General features: G+C 43.7%; 23 protein-coding genes. 19 read left to right on the top strand and 4 right to left on the bottom strand.

What is annotated here, in order from left to right; genetic code table 11:
• The first annotated feature begins 28 nt into the window (after positions 1-28).
• The 5 genes from ACO1NU_RS14100 (at position 29) to ACO1NU_RS14080 (ending at position 2,466) form a co-directional block, all read left to right on the top strand.
• Positions 29-466: a DoxX family protein gene (locus tag ACO1NU_RS14100; protein WP_448819133.1), complete on the top strand. Its 438-nt coding sequence runs from the start codon at positions 29-31 to the stop codon at positions 464-466.
• An 18-nt stretch (positions 467-484) separates the two neighbouring features.
• Entirely contained in the window at positions 485-931 is a 447-nt protein-coding gene (locus tag ACO1NU_RS14095) for an SRPBCC family protein (RefSeq protein ID WP_448819132.1), read from the top strand.
• An 11-nt stretch (positions 932-942) separates the two neighbouring features.
• The gene (locus tag ACO1NU_RS14090) at positions 943-1,341 is read left to right on the top strand and encodes a glyoxalase (protein ID WP_448819131.1); all 399 of its coding nucleotides are present in this window, start codon (positions 943-945) and stop codon (positions 1,339-1,341) included.
• Between the two features lie 54 nt (positions 1,342-1,395).
• Positions 1,396-1,995 carry a dihydrofolate reductase family protein gene (locus tag ACO1NU_RS14085; RefSeq protein ID WP_448819130.1) on the top strand — a complete coding sequence of 200 codons (600 nt, stop codon included), beginning with the start codon at positions 1,396-1,398 and terminating at the stop codon, positions 1,993-1,995.
• Between the two features lie 120 nt (positions 1,996-2,115).
• The gene (locus ACO1NU_RS14080) at positions 2,116-2,466 is read left to right on the top strand and encodes a nuclear transport factor 2 family protein (RefSeq protein WP_448819129.1); all 351 of its coding nucleotides are present in this window, start codon (positions 2,116-2,118) and stop codon (positions 2,464-2,466) included.
• Positions 2,467-2,551: 85 nt separating this feature from the next.
• Here the strand turns inward: ACO1NU_RS14080 and ACO1NU_RS14075 are convergent, their stop codons facing one another.
• Both ACO1NU_RS14075 and uxuA read right to left on the bottom strand, forming a co-directional pair.
• Positions 2,552-3,379 (bottom strand): SDR family oxidoreductase, encoded by an 828-nt coding sequence (locus tag ACO1NU_RS14075; RefSeq protein ID WP_448819128.1) that lies wholly within the window; start codon positions 3,377-3,379, stop codon positions 2,552-2,554.
• Positions 3,380-3,382: 3 nt separating this feature from the next.
• The gene (uxuA, locus tag ACO1NU_RS14070) at positions 3,383-4,588 is read right to left on the bottom strand and encodes a mannonate dehydratase (RefSeq protein WP_448819127.1); all 1,206 of its coding nucleotides are present in this window, start codon (positions 4,586-4,588) and stop codon (positions 3,383-3,385) included.
• A 153-nt stretch (positions 4,589-4,741) separates the two neighbouring features.
• Here uxuA and ACO1NU_RS14065 point away from each other — a divergent pair, with 153 nt between their 5' ends.
• Complete coding sequence (locus ACO1NU_RS14065) at positions 4,742-5,758, top strand: LacI family DNA-binding transcriptional regulator (RefSeq protein WP_448819126.1); 1,017 nt, start codon at positions 4,742-4,744, stop codon at positions 5,756-5,758.
• A 75-nt stretch (positions 5,759-5,833) separates the two neighbouring features.
• Here ACO1NU_RS14065 and ACO1NU_RS14060 read toward each other — a convergent pair whose 3' ends face one another.
• Both ACO1NU_RS14060 and ACO1NU_RS14055 read right to left on the bottom strand, forming a co-directional pair.
• Complete coding sequence (locus ACO1NU_RS14060; protein WP_448819125.1) at positions 5,834-8,038, bottom strand: TlpA family protein disulfide reductase; 2,205 nt, start codon at positions 8,036-8,038, stop codon at positions 5,834-5,836.
• Positions 8,039-8,186: 148 nt separating this feature from the next.
• Complete coding sequence (locus tag ACO1NU_RS14055) at positions 8,187-9,392, bottom strand: glycoside hydrolase family 88/105 protein (RefSeq protein ID WP_448819124.1); 1,206 nt, start codon at positions 9,390-9,392, stop codon at positions 8,187-8,189.
• 537 nt (positions 9,393-9,929) lie between these two features.
• Between ACO1NU_RS14055 and ACO1NU_RS14050 the strand changes: the two genes are divergently transcribed.
• From ACO1NU_RS14050 to ACO1NU_RS13990, 13 genes are all read left to right on the top strand, one after another.
• Positions 9,930-10,259, top strand: a complete 330-nt coding sequence (locus ACO1NU_RS14050) for an ArsR/SmtB family transcription factor (RefSeq protein ID WP_448819123.1) — start codon at positions 9,930-9,932, stop codon at positions 10,257-10,259.
• A gap of 51 nt (positions 10,260-10,310) precedes the next feature.
• The gene (locus ACO1NU_RS14045) at positions 10,311-10,781 is read left to right on the top strand and encodes a DUF6428 family protein (RefSeq protein WP_448819122.1); all 471 of its coding nucleotides are present in this window, start codon (positions 10,311-10,313) and stop codon (positions 10,779-10,781) included.
• Between the two features lie 10 nt (positions 10,782-10,791).
• Positions 10,792-11,277, top strand: a complete 486-nt coding sequence (locus tag ACO1NU_RS14040) for an N-acetyltransferase family protein (protein ID WP_448819121.1) — start codon at positions 10,792-10,794, stop codon at positions 11,275-11,277.
• Between the two features lie 6 nt (positions 11,278-11,283).
• The gene (locus ACO1NU_RS14035) at positions 11,284-11,703 is read left to right on the top strand and encodes an arsenate reductase ArsC (RefSeq protein WP_448819120.1); all 420 of its coding nucleotides are present in this window, start codon (positions 11,284-11,286) and stop codon (positions 11,701-11,703) included.
• Positions 11,704-11,708: 5 nt separating this feature from the next.
• Complete coding sequence (gene arsB, locus ACO1NU_RS14030; protein WP_448819119.1) at positions 11,709-12,794, top strand: ACR3 family arsenite efflux transporter; 1,086 nt, start codon at positions 11,709-11,711, stop codon at positions 12,792-12,794.
• A complete protein-coding gene (locus ACO1NU_RS14025; RefSeq protein ID WP_448819118.1) occupies positions 12,794-13,531 on the top strand; it encodes a metallophosphoesterase family protein in 738 nt (245 codons plus the stop codon). The genes arsB and ACO1NU_RS14025 overlap by 1 nt, the downstream gene beginning before the upstream one ends.
• 48 nt (positions 13,532-13,579) lie before the next feature.
• Complete coding sequence (locus ACO1NU_RS14020; RefSeq protein ID WP_448819372.1) at positions 13,580-13,672, top strand: helix-turn-helix domain-containing protein; 93 nt, start codon at positions 13,580-13,582, stop codon at positions 13,670-13,672.
• Positions 13,673-13,829: 157 nt separating this feature from the next.
• The gene (locus ACO1NU_RS14015) at positions 13,830-14,255 is read left to right on the top strand and encodes a hypothetical protein (RefSeq protein WP_448819117.1); all 426 of its coding nucleotides are present in this window, start codon (positions 13,830-13,832) and stop codon (positions 14,253-14,255) included.
• A gap of 70 nt (positions 14,256-14,325) precedes the next feature.
• Positions 14,326-14,889 (top strand): helix-turn-helix domain-containing protein, encoded by a 564-nt coding sequence (locus ACO1NU_RS14010; protein WP_448819116.1) that lies wholly within the window; start codon positions 14,326-14,328, stop codon positions 14,887-14,889.
• 43 nt (positions 14,890-14,932) lie between these two features.
• Positions 14,933-15,553 (top strand): DUF305 domain-containing protein, encoded by a 621-nt coding sequence (locus ACO1NU_RS14005; RefSeq protein ID WP_448819115.1) that lies wholly within the window; start codon positions 14,933-14,935, stop codon positions 15,551-15,553.
• A 27-nt stretch (positions 15,554-15,580) separates the two neighbouring features.
• A complete protein-coding gene (locus ACO1NU_RS14000; RefSeq protein ID WP_448819114.1) occupies positions 15,581-15,925 on the top strand; it encodes a four-helix bundle copper-binding protein in 345 nt (114 codons plus the stop codon).
• Positions 15,926-16,128: 203 nt separating this feature from the next.
• Positions 16,129-16,545 (top strand): hypothetical protein, encoded by a 417-nt coding sequence (locus ACO1NU_RS13995; protein ID WP_448819113.1) that lies wholly within the window; start codon positions 16,129-16,131, stop codon positions 16,543-16,545.
• A gap of 76 nt (positions 16,546-16,621) precedes the next feature.
• Positions 16,622-17,104 (top strand): DUF3347 domain-containing protein, encoded by a 483-nt coding sequence (locus tag ACO1NU_RS13990; RefSeq protein ID WP_448819112.1) that lies wholly within the window; start codon positions 16,622-16,624, stop codon positions 17,102-17,104.
• Positions 17,105-17,146: the final 42 nt, after the last annotated feature.

Genomic DNA, 17,146 nt, shown 5'->3' with positions numbered 1-17,146 from the left:
TAAATCATTCACAGAAAAGATGTTAACCATGGCAGAAACAACAAAAATCCCCGTCAGACCGCTAGCCGGCACTCCAGCAAAAAAGAACAAGATCATCTTTTGGATAGCAACTACCATCATCGTGCTTTGGGAGGGCGTGATGCCCCTCAGCACTGTTCTCTTCACACCCGAATACGTAACTGCAGGTACTAAGCCTTTAGGGTATCCGGACTACTTTGCCTACGCACTCATCATTTGCAAAGTACTCGGCGTGATAGCAATCGCCTATCCGGGCACTCCCGGACGATTAAAAGAATGGGCTTATGCCGGTCTGGCATTCAACCTCATCTTCGCCTTTATCAGTCACGCCTGTGTAGATAAAAACATCGGCTTTATGCTGATGCCGCTCTTCTTCCTCGCTATTCTCGCTGTCTCATACATGTACAATGCAAAAATCGAAAGAAGCAATTACAGCAGAACTTACTAAACTATCAAACTCGTAAAAATGGGAAAAAACCAAGTCTCGCTACACCGGGTATTTACAGCTAAGCCCGGGAAAGTATTCCGCGCCCTTACAGACCCGATAGCCACAGCAGCCTGGCTCCCGCCCTATGGCTTTTTGTGTCAGGTCGACGAAATGGATGTCAGAGTAGGTGGTAAATTCAGGATGTCTTTTATCAATTTCACTTCCGGCAGCAAGCAGTCATTCAGAGGAGAATACCTGGAGATAAAGCCAAATGAATATATCCGCTACGAGGATGAGTTCGACGACCCGAACCTGCCCGGTGGAATAAACACGGCGATGTGGCTGACTGAGGTATCCTGCGGCACAGAACTTCGTGTTCTTCAGGAGAATATTCCTGATGTCATTCCGATCGAGATGTGTTATCTGGGCTGGCAGGATACGCTGGATAAATTGAAAAGACTTGTTGAACCGGAAATCCCCGACTAACACCCAAAGCTATGCCGACCCAAAATCAGGAACAACCAGCAAGCGGCATCTTCATCACGTTTTCCGGTAACTGCAAAGAGGCCCTTACGTTCTATCAAACCTGTTTTGGTGGCATACTCCACTTTGACACTTTTGATGAAGCGCTGTATCGTCCCAAGAAACGACCGGTCCTTATCGGCTCCCTGTATTCGGAAAGGATTACGATCCACGGCTCCGACCTCGTCCATGACTGCGGCCGGCGCATAGGCAATCACCTTTCAATATTCATTCCCTGCAACGATGAAGATGACCGGCGGATTCTTGCAAGCAAGCTAAACGCCTCCAGAGGGATACTTAACCGGGCTTACCAGGAACAGAAGCTGATTGAAGTAACCGATGGGTTTGATGTCACATGGGTATTGAGTACCTAGCAATCGAACCACCATAGAGGCTGGCCGCCTCAAAGCAAGCTTAAAAAAACAAACATGAGAAAAATCATTGCACTCGCATTTTTAACCATCGACGGCGTCATGCAGGCACCCGGTGGTCCCGAAGAAGATCCATCAGGCGGTTTCGCCTATGGCGGATGGACTGCACCGTTCGATGATGGCACCTCCGGCGAAATCATGGAAAAGCTCATGAAACCAGCAGATCTCCTGCTCGGCAGACACACCTATGAGATATTTGCATCCTACTGGCCGCAGCATGCTGAGCACTGGCCGGGCATTAACGAGGTCACCAAATATGTGCTATCCACTACTCTCGACACCTCTGAATGGGAGAACACCGTATTTCTTAAGGAGCTGAGCGAAATTGAAAAGCTGAAGAATACCCAGGGTGCTGACATCAAGATCTGGGGGAGCAGCAAACTTGTTCAATCACTTCTTCAACACGATCTGGTGGATGAATTCTGGCTCATGATCCATCCCGTCATTCTGGGGAAGGGGAAAAAGCTATTTAGCAATGACTCAGTACCCGCAGCCTATGAAGTCGTCGAAACCTTTATTACAGCAAGTGGCGTCATAATGGTCAACTACAGACGCAACGGCGATGTCGGAACAGGAACTGCCGGCGAAACCCAGTAATCTAAGCCCGGCTAAAAACGTCACAATCCTGATGATTCGTCTAAAACAACACAAGCAACATGAGCGTTGCTAGCAATAGTAAATGAGAATCTATCAATCTCAATAACGACGGATCGGCTTATGGAAAGAGATAAAAAAGCTATACTGGAACAGGCAAATGCCGCAGTCTCTTCAGGTGACAATGAGAAATTTCTATCTTTCTGCACAGAAGACACGGAATGGAATTTTGTAGGAGATCAAATATTAAAAGGAAAGGATGCGGTGAGAAAGTATATGAAATCCGCATATTCCGAACCGCCGCAATTCGATGTAGAACATATGATTGCTGAAGGGGATTACCTCACTGCAATAGGACGGATCAGCTTGAAGAACCCAGAGGGGAAGATCATCCAGTACTCTTATTGCGACGTCTGGCGGTTTGAAGACGGTAAGATGGCAGAACTGAAGGCCTTCGTTGTCGCGCATGCCTAACAACAATTAAAATTCGCAGAAAGACCGGAACGTTCGATCCGGTCTTTCTGCACATTTAGTCCCTCAAAAAAATCATGACAACATGTTACACGCCACTGAATGCCGTAAAGCCGCCATCTACCGGTAAAATCACGCCGGTGATGAAGCTTGCTGCGTCAGAACATAAGAACTGAACAGCTCCATTCAGCTCAGAAATATCACCGAACCTCTTCATTGGAGTCCGCGCAAGAACTTTAACACTTCTGTCCGTATAGCTACCATCCGGATTGATCAACACTGCACGGTTCTGATCACCGATGAAGAAGCCCGGCGCGAGCGCATTAACACGAACCTTCTCGCCAAACTTCAATGCCATTTCCGTTGCCAGCCATTGGGTGAAAATATTGATCCCTGACTTCGAAACCGAGTAGCCGGGAACACGCGTAATCGCAGAATACGTCGCCATCGAAGAGATATTGATAATACTGCCGCTACCCTGCTCTGCCATCACTTCCCCAAACGCCAGGCAAGGATAAACTGTTCCGTTGGTGTTCAGATTGGTAACCTTCTCCCAGTCTTCAATCTTCATATCAAAAACAGTTTGATCCTCCCGAAGCGTAGCTCCCGGAACATTACCACCGGCACAGTTCACCAGGATATCGATCCTTCCCCACTGCTTTTTAACGGTTTGGGCAAGTTCCCTTAAGTTCTCAAGATCCAGTACATTCCCTGCAACGCCGATCACGTCCTCATGTATGTTTTTCAGTTCCGCAACACGAACATCCAGATTTTCCTGTCTGATATCCGTTGCTACCACTTTAACACCAGCTTTCATCAGGCTGGTGGCAATACTACCTCCCAGAACACCACCGGCACCGGTAACCACGGCAACCCGTCCGCTAAGGTCAAATAATGAATTTCCTTTATCTGTCATATCTTAATTGTTTAAAGCACTCTCAATACCCATTTCCAGACCAGAGATCTCGCAGAAGCCTTTCAGGCGGCCAACCAGCGGATATCCCGGATTGCTCTTCCTGTTAAAGTCGTCCAGGATCTTCAAACCATGATCTGGCCTGAACGGCATGCGGCAATCCTTCCTGCCTGCAGCCATGCGCTTATGTTGCTCTTCCAGGAGAGCCTTCATAATACCGTACATATTCGCCACCCCATCCAGATGCGCCGACTCGTAGAAGCTCCGCTCACCGATCCGCTTGACATTCCGCAAATGCACAAAATGGATCCTTTCCGCAAAAGCCTCCGCAATCCCGACCAGATCATTGTCCGGCCTTACTGACAAAGATCCGCTGCAATACGTCAGTCCGTTATTCAGTGAAGTATGCTCGTTAAATATCCATTCGAAATCCTCTGCCGTGCTCGCAATGCGAGGTAATCCCAGCAAGGGAAATGGAGGGTCATCCGGATGAATGCACATATTAATGCCACACTCCTCCGCAACGGGAAGGATATCCTCCAGGAAGCGGGACAGGTGTTTTCTTAACTGATCGCGGTCTATTTCGTCGTAGCGACTCAGATAATCCAGGAAGATCTGCTTGTAGTTACTCACATTACCTACCGTTCCATTGATAAAGCCTTGAGTGACCACGATGATATTATAAGCAAGTGTATTCTGCTCTTCCTCACTCATCTTGCCGTAGATCTCTCGGGCCTGGTCTACTACATGGTCCGGATAGTCCTTTTCGGCGCCCGGACGCTGCAAAATAAAAATATCAAAGGCCGCAAACGTATCATGATCGTAGAACATAGACTCTGCACCATTTTCATTCACATAATGCAGGTCTGTCCTCGCCCAATCCAGCACCGGCATAAAATTGTAACATACCGTATCAATACCGCATTCCGCCAGGTTACGCAAAGAAATCTTATAATTTTCGATAAGTTCTTCACGCTTGTCGCTGCAGATCTTAATCTCTTCTGAGACAGGCAGACTTTCCACCACGCTCCAGCGCATGCCATGACGCTCAATCTCGGTTTTCACGGCCATAATTTCCTCCACGGGCCAAACTGCGCCACCTTTAATATGATGCAAGGCCGTAACGATGCCTTCAACACCGAACTGCCGCAATTCCGAGAGTGTGATGGTGTCGTTTGCTCCAAACCATCTCCACGTTTTTTCTAATGCCATAATGGGTCAAATTGATTACTCGATCCGGGGCTTTTTATGGCTCCTGATCGTTTAGGTTCCTTGTTTATAAATGTAAAAGTAGACAATAATCTGAAATAACAATCGATTGTTATTGCCTTTTCTAAGAATAATTTGAGCTAACTTCGCAACAAGATGGATTCCAGGGAAACGACTATTTACGACATTGCAAAGCGCCTTAATATTGCGCCTTCCACGGTAAGTCGCGGTTTAAAAGGTCACCACACCGTTAGTCTGAAGACGCAGAAGAAAATTGCAGAAACAGCTCGCGAGATGGGATATCAACTGAATGCATTTGCTGCGGGACTTCGAACCAGACGGACCAATACCATCGGTGTGATCATCCCCCGTCTCAACAGTAACTTCGTCTCCAATGTACTCGCCGGAATCGAGAAAGTCACCAACCATCACGGCTTTAACCTCATCATCACACAGTCATTAGAAAGCAGGGAGAAAGAAATAAGGAACGTCGAAACCATGTTTGCTAATCGTGTAGACGGTCTGCTGATGTCTTTGTCGGGTGACACCAAGAGTATAGACCATATCGAACCCTTCTTCAAGAAACATATCCCGGTATTGTTCTTTGACCGTGTACCCACCAGCTCCACCGCCTGCGTTTGTATCGATAACGAAAAAGCCGGCTATCAAATCACCCAGCATCTGATCGCACACCGCGCAAAGCGCATTGTCCACATTGGTGGCACGCACGACATCAACGTTTATGCCGACCGGTTCAAAGGCTTCCTGAGGGCCCATAAGGAAAACGGACTGCAGGTCGATGAGAAGCAACTGATCGTCAGCAATCTGGACGAAAACACCGGAGACCGCGAAGTCCGTAAGATTCTGGAATGGAAGGCAGATGCTATATTCGCAGCCAACGACATTGCCGCCGTCAGCTGTATGAATGCGCTGAAAAAGCTCAACCTGAAGATACCGGAAGATATTCTCGTTGCAGGTTTCAACAACGACATCATCTCCCGTAACGTCACCCCCTCACTAAGCACGATGCATTATCCCGGCATTGAAATGGGAGAATTGGCAGCACAGAAAATGATCGATCATCTTCTAAACAAGGCCGCAATAGAAGCCGGCTCCATCACGGTCCTGGAACCCACGTTGATGATAAGAGAGTCATCAGTTAAGCTTTCGTGACTCTCTCGATCTTTTAAGAAAAGACGGCGTCCCTCGCCGATGATCTAAAATCTACTGCTTAACCCCGATCGATCCCTACTTCGTTGCCAGTAACTTTTGCAGCTCAAATTCGAAATTGTGCATCTCAAAGTTATCGTTCACGATCTGACCATCCTTATTCACCACAATATACCGCGGTATCCCATTGAATTTAAAAAGCTGACGAAGATAACGGTACTCATCAGTTGACAGTCTATACGTATTTTCAAGTTCGTGCTTTTTTATAAACTCATCATATCTGGCCTGCGGTGAATCTTCCTCAGATGTTATAAACAGAAATTCAAGCTCCTCCCCGCCCTTGTACTTTTGGCGCAAAGGTTTGTTCCTCTCTATAGCAGCAATACAGGGACCGCAATAGATCCCCCAAAAATCTACAAAGAGCATTTTGCCCTTATGCGGCTCGATGATCTTCCGGAATACATCAGTGGCCTTTCCCGGAGGAAGGTCGTAAGCGGCCACCGGGGTAAGCGGATATGCTTTGTTAAACATCCTGCGGGCTTCACTGGCAAGAAAGGGGCTGGATAAACCCTTCTCATATGATGTCAGGAATACTGATGCGTCCTCCTTCTTCATCACCTTCTCAAACAAAAATTTCAATGCACGAACCTTGGCTACTTCATAAATAAGGTTAGGTTTAAGTCCGTAGTAGCTGGAGACCGCCGAGTCAATCCTCTGCCAATTCCGAAGTTCCCTCTCTGCTAACGGGATCTTCCTGGGCGCAGGATGTGCACGTTCATAAGCAGGCATGTACGCTTTGTATCGGTTAGAAAAGGCCTCTGCAACCCCATTAAACTCCTTGATCATTTGATCCCGTTGGGGCACCGCTATACCCGAATCCAGCGCGCGTGTAAGGTCCTTCCTGAATTTTATATAAGCTAGATCTTCCTTAGTAGGTTTTAATCCCAGGTCGCCAAATAAATATTCATGCAAAAATTTACGAGATGGTTCTTCCGTTTGGAATTTGATACCACTGATCGGCGTACTGAATTCGAACCGATTGATAAACGTCGAGAAACGGGAGCTCAAGATCAAACTTGGGTCATTTAGATCCAGATCCTGAAGGAAGTCATAATAAGACGAATCCGGCTCCATCTTCAGAACTGAATTGGCGCGTTCCCTTCTTGCCTCCGACTCCCTGTTCATAACGAAATCAAACATAGCAGAAGCGTTTTCCATGGCCACCTCATTGCGTAGAATTCGCTGGGTGTGCGGACTAAAATGATGCGTTTTAATTTGTTCCTCTACCTCGTCCTTGCTTATCCGCCATGAGCTCATCTGCTGGGCTTTAAATTGCTCCGGAGTCAATGTCCTGACCCAATTTTGAAACACGGTAGGGTCCATAGGCTTAAGAACGGCATTATTGAGCTCCTGATTGACCTGTCCCGCCGGTCCTGCAAATTGCACATCTTTGAAATCGTAAGGTCTATTGCCAAGCCGGTCGGCCACTAAAAACTCGTCCCAATTGAGTACCATGGAAAGTGTCTGTCCCGGCTCAATATAGAAGCGTACTCTGTTGTTTTTAAACCGCACGTACGTGTACTCTGGATTCACCGTGGGTATATCCGCTTCAAATCGTCCGTCATCGTGGATACGCACAATCACAGGCGTATCTTCCCAGGTGATTTTATTGCTAGCATAAATAATACCCGTATAAAAATTTAGCCGGGGATCATAGCCTTTTATATAACCGACTAATCGGGCTGTGTCGTGTGAAAAGAATTGTGGAGATTGATAGTCGACGAGCGTTTTCACCTTAGACCTAGCCAGTTCTGCATCAATCCATTCCTGTATTTTTACAGGAACCTGCTTCGCCCCCTTTGTCCTTTTCTTTTTTTTATCCAGGGAAATACCGAAGATCAAGGTCTCAGCATCGTCACCTAAGTCAATTTTCTTAATACCCTTTTGAAGCGATGGAAAAACAAGTACGAAGCTCGAATCACCAGAGGCTCCCATATACATTTCTTTGTCCAGCTCGCCACCAATGATCCCCTTGACAAACAGCTTCTCACCGGATCTGCTGTCCTTAATAAACGTCTGTTTACTAAATTTCACCCACCACTTCGGAATGAACGTCGAACGAACATGCACGCGGGTCTCACGATCGTTCAGTTCAATTTTCGCAATATGTGTAATGCCGGTTGCACTCAACTCGAAAGCAGGATTGGTGATCACACGATCTTTAGCTGACGTGCATAAACACGCTCCGAAAAGAAGAAGAAGAAAGAGGATACAGGTTTTCATTGGTTCAGGCAATTAGGTTTATCTGATAAAGATACTTACCCGTCGACACAACGATGGCTCATTTTCATTAATTCTATAGGACGAATGTTCAAATATAGCTTTCAGATAGTAAGCCACTTACAAATAACCGAGCACCTCTGGCATATCCCTATTTCCCGGCCAGCTGCCTCTCATTAGCCGCCAGGATAAATGCCCCCATCCCTTTCGGATCATCCTGAATAACCGGTTCGCTGATATAATAGTTGTAAGTACCGTCGCGGTAAGGCGTTCCGCCTAGACCCGACACCATAACCGTTCCGTTTAGATGGTAATGACCATCCTCCCCTTTCACAATGAACTCCCTGATCAGCCCATCATAGCCTTTCAAGCCAGCCGTTTTGAACGTCTGAGGAATATAACCCAATCTTGAACCTTTCAACATCGTATAAACAAACATCGAAGAAGCGGATGCCTCAGGATAGTTCCCTTCTCTGCGTGCCTGATCCAGAACCTGATACCACACATTATTCTTCGCGTGCTGCACCTTGGCGACAGCTTCCACATATCTGTTTAAAATAGCAATCAAATCACCTCTCTTCGGATGATCCTTCGGAAAATAATCCAGCACATCCACCAATGCTACGCCATACCAACCCATCGCCCGTCCCCAGAAGTTCGGCGACTTGCCGGTAACCTGATCTGCCCACTTCTGTTCTCTCTTCTCATCCCAGGCATGATGAAGTAAACCCGTCTTACTATCCCTGGCATTCTTTTCCATGAGGATAAACTGTTTGGCAACATCATCAAAGTTCTCCTGCTCGTTAAATTGACTCGAATAATGAGCATAAAAAGGCTGCCCCATATACAAGCCGTCTAACCACATCTGATAAGGATATACTTTCTTATGCCAGAAACCGCCCTCGCTCGTTCTCGGATGCTTGTACAACTGCTGTCTGATATACTTAGCCGCGTCAGCATATTTCCGCTGTCCGGTCTTTTCATATAGATACAGCATAATCTCACCATTCCTGACATAGTCGATGTTATACAATTCCTGCCCGTAGTATTTGATCTTCCCATCTGGCAAAAGAAACCGATCCATCTGTTTCTGAATATAATCGAAGAACCTCTGATCGCCGGTTCTCTCATAAACGTTTGAAATAGCGTCCAGATACAAGCCAATGTCGTAAGACCAGCCAGCTGATTTGCCGTCCAGGCGAGTCAAAGAATCAGGCCATCTATATAAAATGGTATTGCTTAATTCCCGTGCGTAATCAATCTGCTCTACGTCTCGTCGCTGAACATTCTTTTGCGAGGCGCATCCAACAAACATCAAAACACCTGCGCAAACGGCTAAAACTTTCAAATAATTCATATCTACTGTGATCAGACTTCAGGTCCGAAATAAATGGTCGGTCCCAAATTAGGCATTCCGGCCTAAACTTCACCTTTTATAATGATAATGTTAGACACCTTCGGATATATTTCACCTCCACGTGGCTTCTGTCCCACTATGAAACAGTCACTATGGACTCGAATAGTCTCAAAAACTCATGACTAGGTGAGTAAATTGAGACAAATGCCGGTATCATTTTACGAGACTATTGTAAGCCTGAAATTGATCGGCATTGACGCTTCGGAGAATAGTTGAAAAGCGTTTTTTGAAGCTCCTATACAATTAACGTCTATCATTTACTCATTATCAAAAACTAGAAAACTGCTTTTGATTAATGGAATGAGTTCCTGATAATTGAGGAAGGCTCCCCGTCATTTCGGATGAAGAGCCCGCCCACTTTAAACCAATATCGTTGGCCGATCAAATAACGAGGATATAATGAGAATGGTTCCTATGGCATAATTAGAAATAACTTGCAGCTTTAAATTATATATCGTAATATTGCAATACATAGTTATGGGACTTACAAGAACAGAAATATTCAGCACTGAACAGAACCAATTGGCAACGTTATTAAAAGCATTAGCCCACCCAGCCCGTATCGCAATTTTGCAGAGGATCCTTGCTTCAAATACCTGCATCTGTGGCGACCTGGTAGAAGAACTGGGTCTTGCCCAGGCTACGATATCTCAACATTTAAAGGAATTAAAGACTGCTGGAATTATTCAAGGTACCATTGAAGGGGTGAGCGTTTGTTATTGTATCAATCCGATAACCTGGAAATTAATAGAGACCCAAATGGGCGCTTTTTTAGGTGCTTACAAACAAGAAGCTGACTGTTGTTAGTTTTTTTAAAGATTAAATCAATCGTTAAATTGCAATATTAAATATACTGTTATGAAACTATCAGAAATTAAAGAAATCCTGACTAAAAGAGAAAGTGTTAATTTTAAACTAGAGAACGGGCAGGTTGTGCCTGAACACTTCCATGTTACCGAAGTTGGCGTAATCACTAAAGACTTTATTGACTGTGGCGGTACTGTACGCCATGAAAAGGTTGCTAATTTCCAGCTTTGGGATGCCAATGATTTTGAGCACCGTTTGAAAGCAGGAAAATTATTAAATATCATTTCCTTGTCTGAGCAGATTATCGGTATGGAAGATCTTGATATAGAAGTAGAATACCAATCTGAAACCATTGGCAAATATGACCTGGCCTTCGATGGGGATAACTTTGTTTTAACCTCTAAAACGACTGCCTGCCTTGCCATGGACAAATGCGGCATACCAGCAAAAAAAGAAAAAATTGAAATGGTAAACCTGGTAGGTGATGCAAATGCGTGTACTCCTGGTGGTGGCTGCTGTTAAATAAAACAGCATGGGGATTAGAATTTTAGTTCCTTCAGATTGGGAACAAGTTAAATCAATTTATGAAAAAGGAATTGCGACTGGTAATGCCACTTTTCAAACTACTGCTCCAACCTTTGAGGAATGGGACAATTCACATTTAAAAACCTGTCGGTTCGTAGACGAACAGGATGGTACTGTTCGTGGATGGGCAGCTTTAACCCCTGTTTCTTCCAGATGCGTTTATGCCGGGGTTGCAGAAGTGAGCGTGTATGTTGATCCGGCATTTAGTGGAAAAGGTATTGGATCTGGTCTGCTTAATGAATTGGTCAAGGCAAGTGAACAGGAAGGTATTTGGACCTTGCAGGCTGGAATTTTTCCGGAAAATGCATCAAGCTTAAAAATTCATGAGAAAACTGGTTTCAGGATCCTTGGTATTAGGGAAAAGATTGGAAAACAACATGGCACCTGGCGGGATACCGTCCTATTAGAAAGAAGAAGTCAAACCATAATTTAAAGAAAATTGAAAAATATATTAGTCCTGTGTACAGGAAATAGCTGCAGAAGCCAGCTTGCTGAAGGTTACCTGCGCCATTATGCAGAAGGAAAATCCAACATTTATAGCGCCGGGATCGAAACCCATGGTGTAAATCCAAAAGCGGTGCAGGTCATGGCAGAAGACCACATTGATATTTCATCACATACCTCCAACCACGTGGATGAATACCTGTCTATTCCTTTTGATGCAGTGATCACCGTATGTGATAATGCAAACGAGGCCTGCCCCTATTTCCCAGGCAAGGTAGAGCGCTTTCATCAGAACTTTCCGGATCCTGCAAAAGCAACAGGAACAGACGAAGAAATCATGAACGAATTCAGAAGAGTTAGAGACTTGATTAAAGTTTATTCTGCTGATTTTATTACCAAAAATATAACAGAGTAATTACAATGAGTGCAAATAATTGCGCCCCAGTGGCCGAAAGAAAAAAACTTGGTTTCCTTGACCGGTATTTGACCTTATGGATATTTATTGCAATGGCTCTTGGGGTAAGCATAGGTTATTTCGTGCCTTCATCCTCTGGTTTCATCAATTCCTTTTCCAGCGGCACCACGAACATTCCTTTAGCCATTGGATTAATCATGATGATGTACCCTCCGCTTGCAAAGGTGAGTTATGAAAAAATGGGTGAAGTATTTAAAGACTCAAAAGTATTGAGCGTTTCGCTTATCCTAAATTGGGTAATTGGGCCATTACTGATGTTTTTTTTAGCTATCATTTTTTTAAAAGACTATCCGGAATATATGGTGGGTTTGATTCTGATTGGCCTTGCCAGGTGTATTGCCATGGTGGTGGTCTGGAATGAACTTGCCGAAGGAAACCGGGAATATGCAGCTGGGCTGATTGCCTTAAATAGCATTTTTCAGGTCTTGTTATACAGTGTATTTGCCTATATCTTTATTACGGTATTGCCGCCTTATTTTGGATTGAAAGGCCTGGAAGTTAATATTACCATTGGCGAAATTGCTAAAAGCGTGGCGATTTATTTAGGGCTGCCTTTTGCCCTTGGAATTATTTCAAGATATGCGCTGATCAGTCTTAAGGGAAAAGAATGGTTCAATAATGTCTTTGTACCTATGATTTCGCCAATTACCCTTATTGCCTTGCTTTTTACCATTGTGATCATGTTCAGTTTAAAAGGAGAATTTATCGTACACATCCCGATGGATGTAGTCAGAATTGCCATTCCACTGGTCATTTATTTCTCCATCATGTTTGTCATGAGCTTTTTTGCAGGACGTTATTTCGGTGCAGATTATTCAAAAAGCGCTTCTATTGCTTTTACTGCAACCGGAAACAATTTTGAACTTGCCATTGCAGTAGCCATTGGCGTTTTTGGAATCAATTCAGGTCAGGCATTTGCCGGAGTTATCGGACCTTTGGTTGAAGTTCCTGCACTGATCGCCTTGGTGAACCTTGCTTTTTACTTCAGAAAAAAATACTATCCCTCTAAGACCTTAGAAACAATTCAATAATGAAGATTGCACTTTTTTCAGATGTACATGCTAATCTTCCGGCTTTTAAGGCCATGCTCGAAGATCTAGACGGGCAGGCACCTGATGCTGTATACTGCCTTGGCGACTTGGTGGGTTACAACGTGTGGCCAAATGAAGTGATTGCTGAAATTCGAAGGCGAGGTATCGCTACCATTGCCGGAAACCATGACTTAAAGGTAGAAAACCTGATCACTACGCCAGAGAGCTTAATTGAGCCTGGCAAAAAATATGCTTACCACTTAATTGAACAACATCATCGGGATTATTTGTTGACGCTCCCGGCACACATCAAACTGGCATTTAAGCAAGGCAGTGAAAAATTAAACATCGTAATGGCTCATGGCAGTACCCGGAGCGTAGACGAATATACGTTGTTTGACACCGAAGAAAAACAGGTATTGCAAATGATGGAAGAAGCAAATGCTGATCTTTTATTTGTTGGTCATTCCCATAAACCCTATCATCGGAAACTGGAAAGCAGTGCCAATGTTTTTAAACATGTAATCAATCTAGGCTCGGTTGGAAAACCAAAAGACGGGGATCCACGAGCGTGTTACGTCATATTGACCATAGATAGAAGCAGTTCTGTTTTAGATCCAGAAAATATTAAAGTAGAATTTAGAAGAGTCGCTTATGATGTTGACAAGGCTACAAAGGGAATACTGGAAAGTCCTTTACCAGATGAACTTGCGCAAGTATTAATAGAAGCTAGATAATAAGTAAGCTCTATCAAAAAACGGGTGAAATAATGATGATGCCCCCTAATCTCAAAATTCCAGGGGGTAAATGAGATTGCAAAAGAACTGCTGATTTCCAAAATGACGCTTTATAAGTACTTAAGGCACGGGAGGCGTTAAAATTCATAGCAAAAGTATTGAACAGTAGCTTTTTGATGATATTCACAAACAGTCACTCATTTGTTAGGAAAGGTAGATGTTGTTTAATTGCATCTAACAATTAAATATTCTGAACAAAACACGTAAATGAATTGTACTTAACGTACTTACCTGAATAATGAAAAAAATCTGTGCCATAGGTTTTGCAGCATTCTACCTGTTATTGACAACAGGGATGTTTGTATGTATGCTTCATTGTACAGGCGAGTATGTACTTCAGCCCCAGGTAAGCAATGATCATCATGGCGAGAAAAGCAAATCTCATGATCAGGGCAAGGCACATTCCCATGAAGAGGAACCATGTTCTAAGGACAAGGACTGTAAATGCTGTGACCAGCATAGCCAGTATGCCGTCAGCGAAAATATTCAGACTGCGGGCAGCCCGTTTTTCTCTGCCCTTGCTGTTTTAAGTTTCCCAACCAATTTTAATGAACTTTCTATTTCCCACAAAGAGGTAAAACCGATGGACTGGCCAAAGGGCAATGCACCGCCCGGTCTCCTAAAAATACCACTTTACATTTCCAACCGTACCCTTCTGATTTGATCAAGCTCAGACTATTTTATAGTCCAGGAATGCTGTGTGTCCTGTTTTTTCATTTAGCTTGATCTTAAAAATGTTATTACATATAAAAAATATGGTTTGCGACCGTTGCATAACGGTGGTACGCCAGCAACTCGAACACCTGGACTTGCAGGTCCCGGAAATTTCTCTTGGGACAGCTCTTGTCTATCCCGACCCTTCCGGTAATAAGTTAGGTGAAATTGCAGCGACTCTTAAAGTTCTTGGCTTTGAACTGATCCATAAAGACAAGGATAAGCTGACTGAACGTATCCGCAACATCATTATAGAACTTATACACCATTCGGATCTGCCCGAACTGCACATCAATTTTAGCCAAGTGCTTACTGACCGTATGCATAAGGACTATAGCTATTTGAGCAGGTCGTTTTCTGATAGCGAGGATATCACCATCGAAAAGTTTATCATTCAGCAGAAAGTTGAAAAAGTAAAAGAACTGCTTCAATATGGTGAACTGAACCTGAATGAAATTGCCTGGAAAATGGGTTACAGTAGCAGTGCGCACCTTTCTAACCAGTTTAAATCAATTACCGGTTTGTCTCCAAGGGAGTTTAAAACTATGAAATCAAATAGCAGGAAACCACTGGACAAAGTATAATCTTAAATAACAACAACTAATTATTCATTTAATACCTACAATTATGAAAAACACACTAAAAGTATTATCCCTTGCTTCGCTATTATTTTTTGCACAGGCATGCAGTAAAGATGATGACAACCAGATCACTATCCAGGAACATGACAAAAATCAAATGATGATCATCATGCATCAGATGATGGACAAAATGAACGCCATGCAGATGACCAAAGACCCTGATAACGATTTTGCAATGATGATGAAAATGCATCATCAAGGTGCAATTGACATGGCTAATGCGGAACTAAAAAGTGGCACAGATGCTACGATGAAAGCAATTGCACAAAAGATGATCACCGCCCAAACCCAGGAGATTGCCCAACTAAACACATTTGTACAGGGTCATGCAGCACATTTGAATGTGCCTGAATTCGATACCAAGATGATGATGGGCATGGAAAAAATGGGACGTAACGCAGACTTGCAAATTATAAACGGAAGAATAGACCATGACTTTGCGATCCTAATGACCGGACACCATCAAAGTGCCATTGAAATGTCTAAAATGGAACTGGATTATGGAACCCATGCAGAGATGAAAACAATGGCTTCTAAAATTATCGAAGATCAGGAAAAAGAGATCAAAGAGTTACAGGAGTGGTTGTTGGCCAACAATAATAAATAAACGTTTCACCTTTTAAAATAGTAAATTATGTCACATCAAAAATTTCAGGACTGTATCCAGGCTTGTGTAGCCTGTGCAGTAGCTTGTAGCCATTGCGCTACTGAATGTTTAAAAGAAGAGGATGTAAAAATGTTTTCCCGTTGTATTCAGTTAGATATCGAGTGTGCGGCAATCTGTCGTTCTGCAGCGGAAGTTATGAGCTTAGGAAGTGAGTACAGTGAAGCGTTATGCCGTATTTGCGCTGATATTTGTAACGCCTGCGCCCAGGAATGTGAAAAACATGCCGAAATGGGCATGGATCATTGCAGAGTTTGTGCAGAGGCTTGCCGAAAATGCGCCCAAGCTTGTGAGCAGATGGCAACTGCCGCTTAGATCAGTCTGATAATTCTTACCTGCTTACCATTGGCAGGTAAGAATTATGTATGTTTTTTACAAAATTTTGTATGTTCGAAATGAGAAGTTCGGCCTATCTTTGGAGATAATACGTAATTAGAAGACAATATTCTACTTTTATATAAATGAAAACCTGTTCATCCATACGGTTTAAGGCGGCCTTTTTAACTTTTGTATTCCTTTTGAATACGATAGTAGGTTTTGCTTGTGCCGTGGGAACTGATATGGACTTTAACAGGGAGCAATACAAGGAGCAGAAGACAGTTCCTTCCGGCGGGCACACTCATAAAAACAATCAGCCCCATGACCATGCTAAACATGAACATGATAAGAGTGCCATCAATCACCATGCATCCAAAAGCTCCAAAGACAACTGCTGTAAGGAAGAAGTAGCAAAATTAACCAAAGCTGATAAATTAATTCAGCCAGGGTTTGACTACAGCCTGCTATCACTGTCTTTTTTCATTTTGGCTCCTACGGTTTATCGTACAGGTAATCTGGGCACTTTTCCGGTCAATGTTCCTAAAGCACGTTTTGTCTGGCATTACCATCCGCCCATTCCTGACGTACGTATAGCCATACAAAGTTTTCAGATTTGATTTAAGGTTTAGTCTTTTTCCGGATAGTAATATTATCTATTCCGGCTAAATAATTATTCAATTAAAATCAAAAAAAATGAAAAAAATATTTTTAATGGTTGCCCTTTTGGCGACTGTCTTCGTGCAAACCGGATTTGCACAACACGATCATGCCGCTACTACCACAGCACAAACACCTACGTTGCTTCCTTTATATTATAGCGTTAAGGATGCCCTGGTGGGCGGGAACGCAGCTATTGCAGCCTCTAAAGCGGGGGAATTAGTTAAAGTCCTAAATGGTGCCGATTCCAAAACCATAACTAATCGTGACGAACTGTTGGAACATGCAGGCAAAATAGCTGCGAGTAAAGATATCAAAAGTCAGCGGGAGCATTTTGCTGGTCTTTCGACCGATATGATCGCTTTAGCTAAAGCTTCAAAACTGTCTGCTGAACCTGTTTATCAAATGTATTGCCCGATGAAAAAGAGCAATTGGCTAAGCAGTGAAAAAACAGTAAAGAACCCGTATTACGGCAGCGCTATGCTAACCTGCGGAAAGGTAGTAGAAACTATAAAGTAATTCTTGTCATTTTAAACGCCCTAAGCTTTTCGCTTAGGGTAT

The sequence above is a fragment of the Arcticibacter sp. genome (assembly GCF_053551015.1).
The sequence above is the reverse complement of the archived record's forward strand: the minus strand, read 5'-3'. Positions and strand labels throughout refer to the sequence as shown.

What these genes read in the sequence shown, in the direction of transcription:
- ACO1NU_RS14005 (WP_448819115.1), top strand. Translation starts at nt 14,933, where the DNA reads ATGAAAAACACACTAAAAGTATTATCCCTTGCTTCGCTATTATTTTTT.
- uxuA (WP_448819127.1), bottom strand. Translation starts at nt 4,588, where the DNA reads ATGGCATTAGAAAAAACGTGGAGATGGTTTGGAGCAAACGACACCATC.
- ACO1NU_RS14075 (WP_448819128.1), bottom strand. Translation starts at nt 3,379, where the DNA reads ATGACAGATAAAGGAAATTCATTATTTGACCTTAGCGGACGGGTTGCC.
- ACO1NU_RS14050 (WP_448819123.1), top strand. Translation starts at nt 9,930, where the DNA reads ATGGGACTTACAAGAACAGAAATATTCAGCACTGAACAGAACCAATTG.
- ACO1NU_RS14055 (WP_448819124.1), bottom strand. Translation starts at nt 9,392, where the DNA reads ATGAATTATTTGAAAGTTTTAGCCGTTTGCGCAGGTGTTTTGATGTTT.
- ACO1NU_RS14060 (WP_448819125.1), bottom strand. Translation starts at nt 8,038, where the DNA reads ATGAAAACCTGTATCCTCTTTCTTCTTCTTCTTTTCGGAGCGTGTTTA.
- ACO1NU_RS14045 (WP_448819122.1), top strand. Translation starts at nt 10,311, where the DNA reads ATGAAACTATCAGAAATTAAAGAAATCCTGACTAAAAGAGAAAGTGTT.
- ACO1NU_RS14065 (WP_448819126.1), top strand. Translation starts at nt 4,742, where the DNA reads ATGGATTCCAGGGAAACGACTATTTACGACATTGCAAAGCGCCTTAAT.
- ACO1NU_RS14040 (WP_448819121.1), top strand. Translation starts at nt 10,792, where the DNA reads ATGGGGATTAGAATTTTAGTTCCTTCAGATTGGGAACAAGTTAAATCA.
- ACO1NU_RS14100 (WP_448819133.1), top strand. Translation starts at nt 29, where the DNA reads ATGGCAGAAACAACAAAAATCCCCGTCAGACCGCTAGCCGGCACTCCA.
- ACO1NU_RS14025 (WP_448819118.1), top strand. Translation starts at nt 12,794, where the DNA reads ATGAAGATTGCACTTTTTTCAGATGTACATGCTAATCTTCCGGCTTTT.
- ACO1NU_RS14085 (WP_448819130.1), top strand. Translation starts at nt 1,396, where the DNA reads ATGAGAAAAATCATTGCACTCGCATTTTTAACCATCGACGGCGTCATG.
- ACO1NU_RS14090 (WP_448819131.1), top strand. Translation starts at nt 943, where the DNA reads ATGCCGACCCAAAATCAGGAACAACCAGCAAGCGGCATCTTCATCACG.
- ACO1NU_RS14010 (WP_448819116.1), top strand. Translation starts at nt 14,326, where the DNA reads ATGTTATTACATATAAAAAATATGGTTTGCGACCGTTGCATAACGGTG.
- ACO1NU_RS14000 (WP_448819114.1), top strand. Translation starts at nt 15,581, where the DNA reads ATGTCACATCAAAAATTTCAGGACTGTATCCAGGCTTGTGTAGCCTGT.
- arsB (WP_448819119.1), top strand. Translation starts at nt 11,709, where the DNA reads ATGAGTGCAAATAATTGCGCCCCAGTGGCCGAAAGAAAAAAACTTGGT.
- ACO1NU_RS14015 (WP_448819117.1), top strand. Translation starts at nt 13,830, where the DNA reads ATGAAAAAAATCTGTGCCATAGGTTTTGCAGCATTCTACCTGTTATTG.
- ACO1NU_RS13990 (WP_448819112.1), top strand. Translation starts at nt 16,622, where the DNA reads ATGAAAAAAATATTTTTAATGGTTGCCCTTTTGGCGACTGTCTTCGTG.
- ACO1NU_RS14095 (WP_448819132.1), top strand. Translation starts at nt 485, where the DNA reads ATGGGAAAAAACCAAGTCTCGCTACACCGGGTATTTACAGCTAAGCCC.
- ACO1NU_RS14080 (WP_448819129.1), top strand. Translation starts at nt 2,116, where the DNA reads ATGGAAAGAGATAAAAAAGCTATACTGGAACAGGCAAATGCCGCAGTC.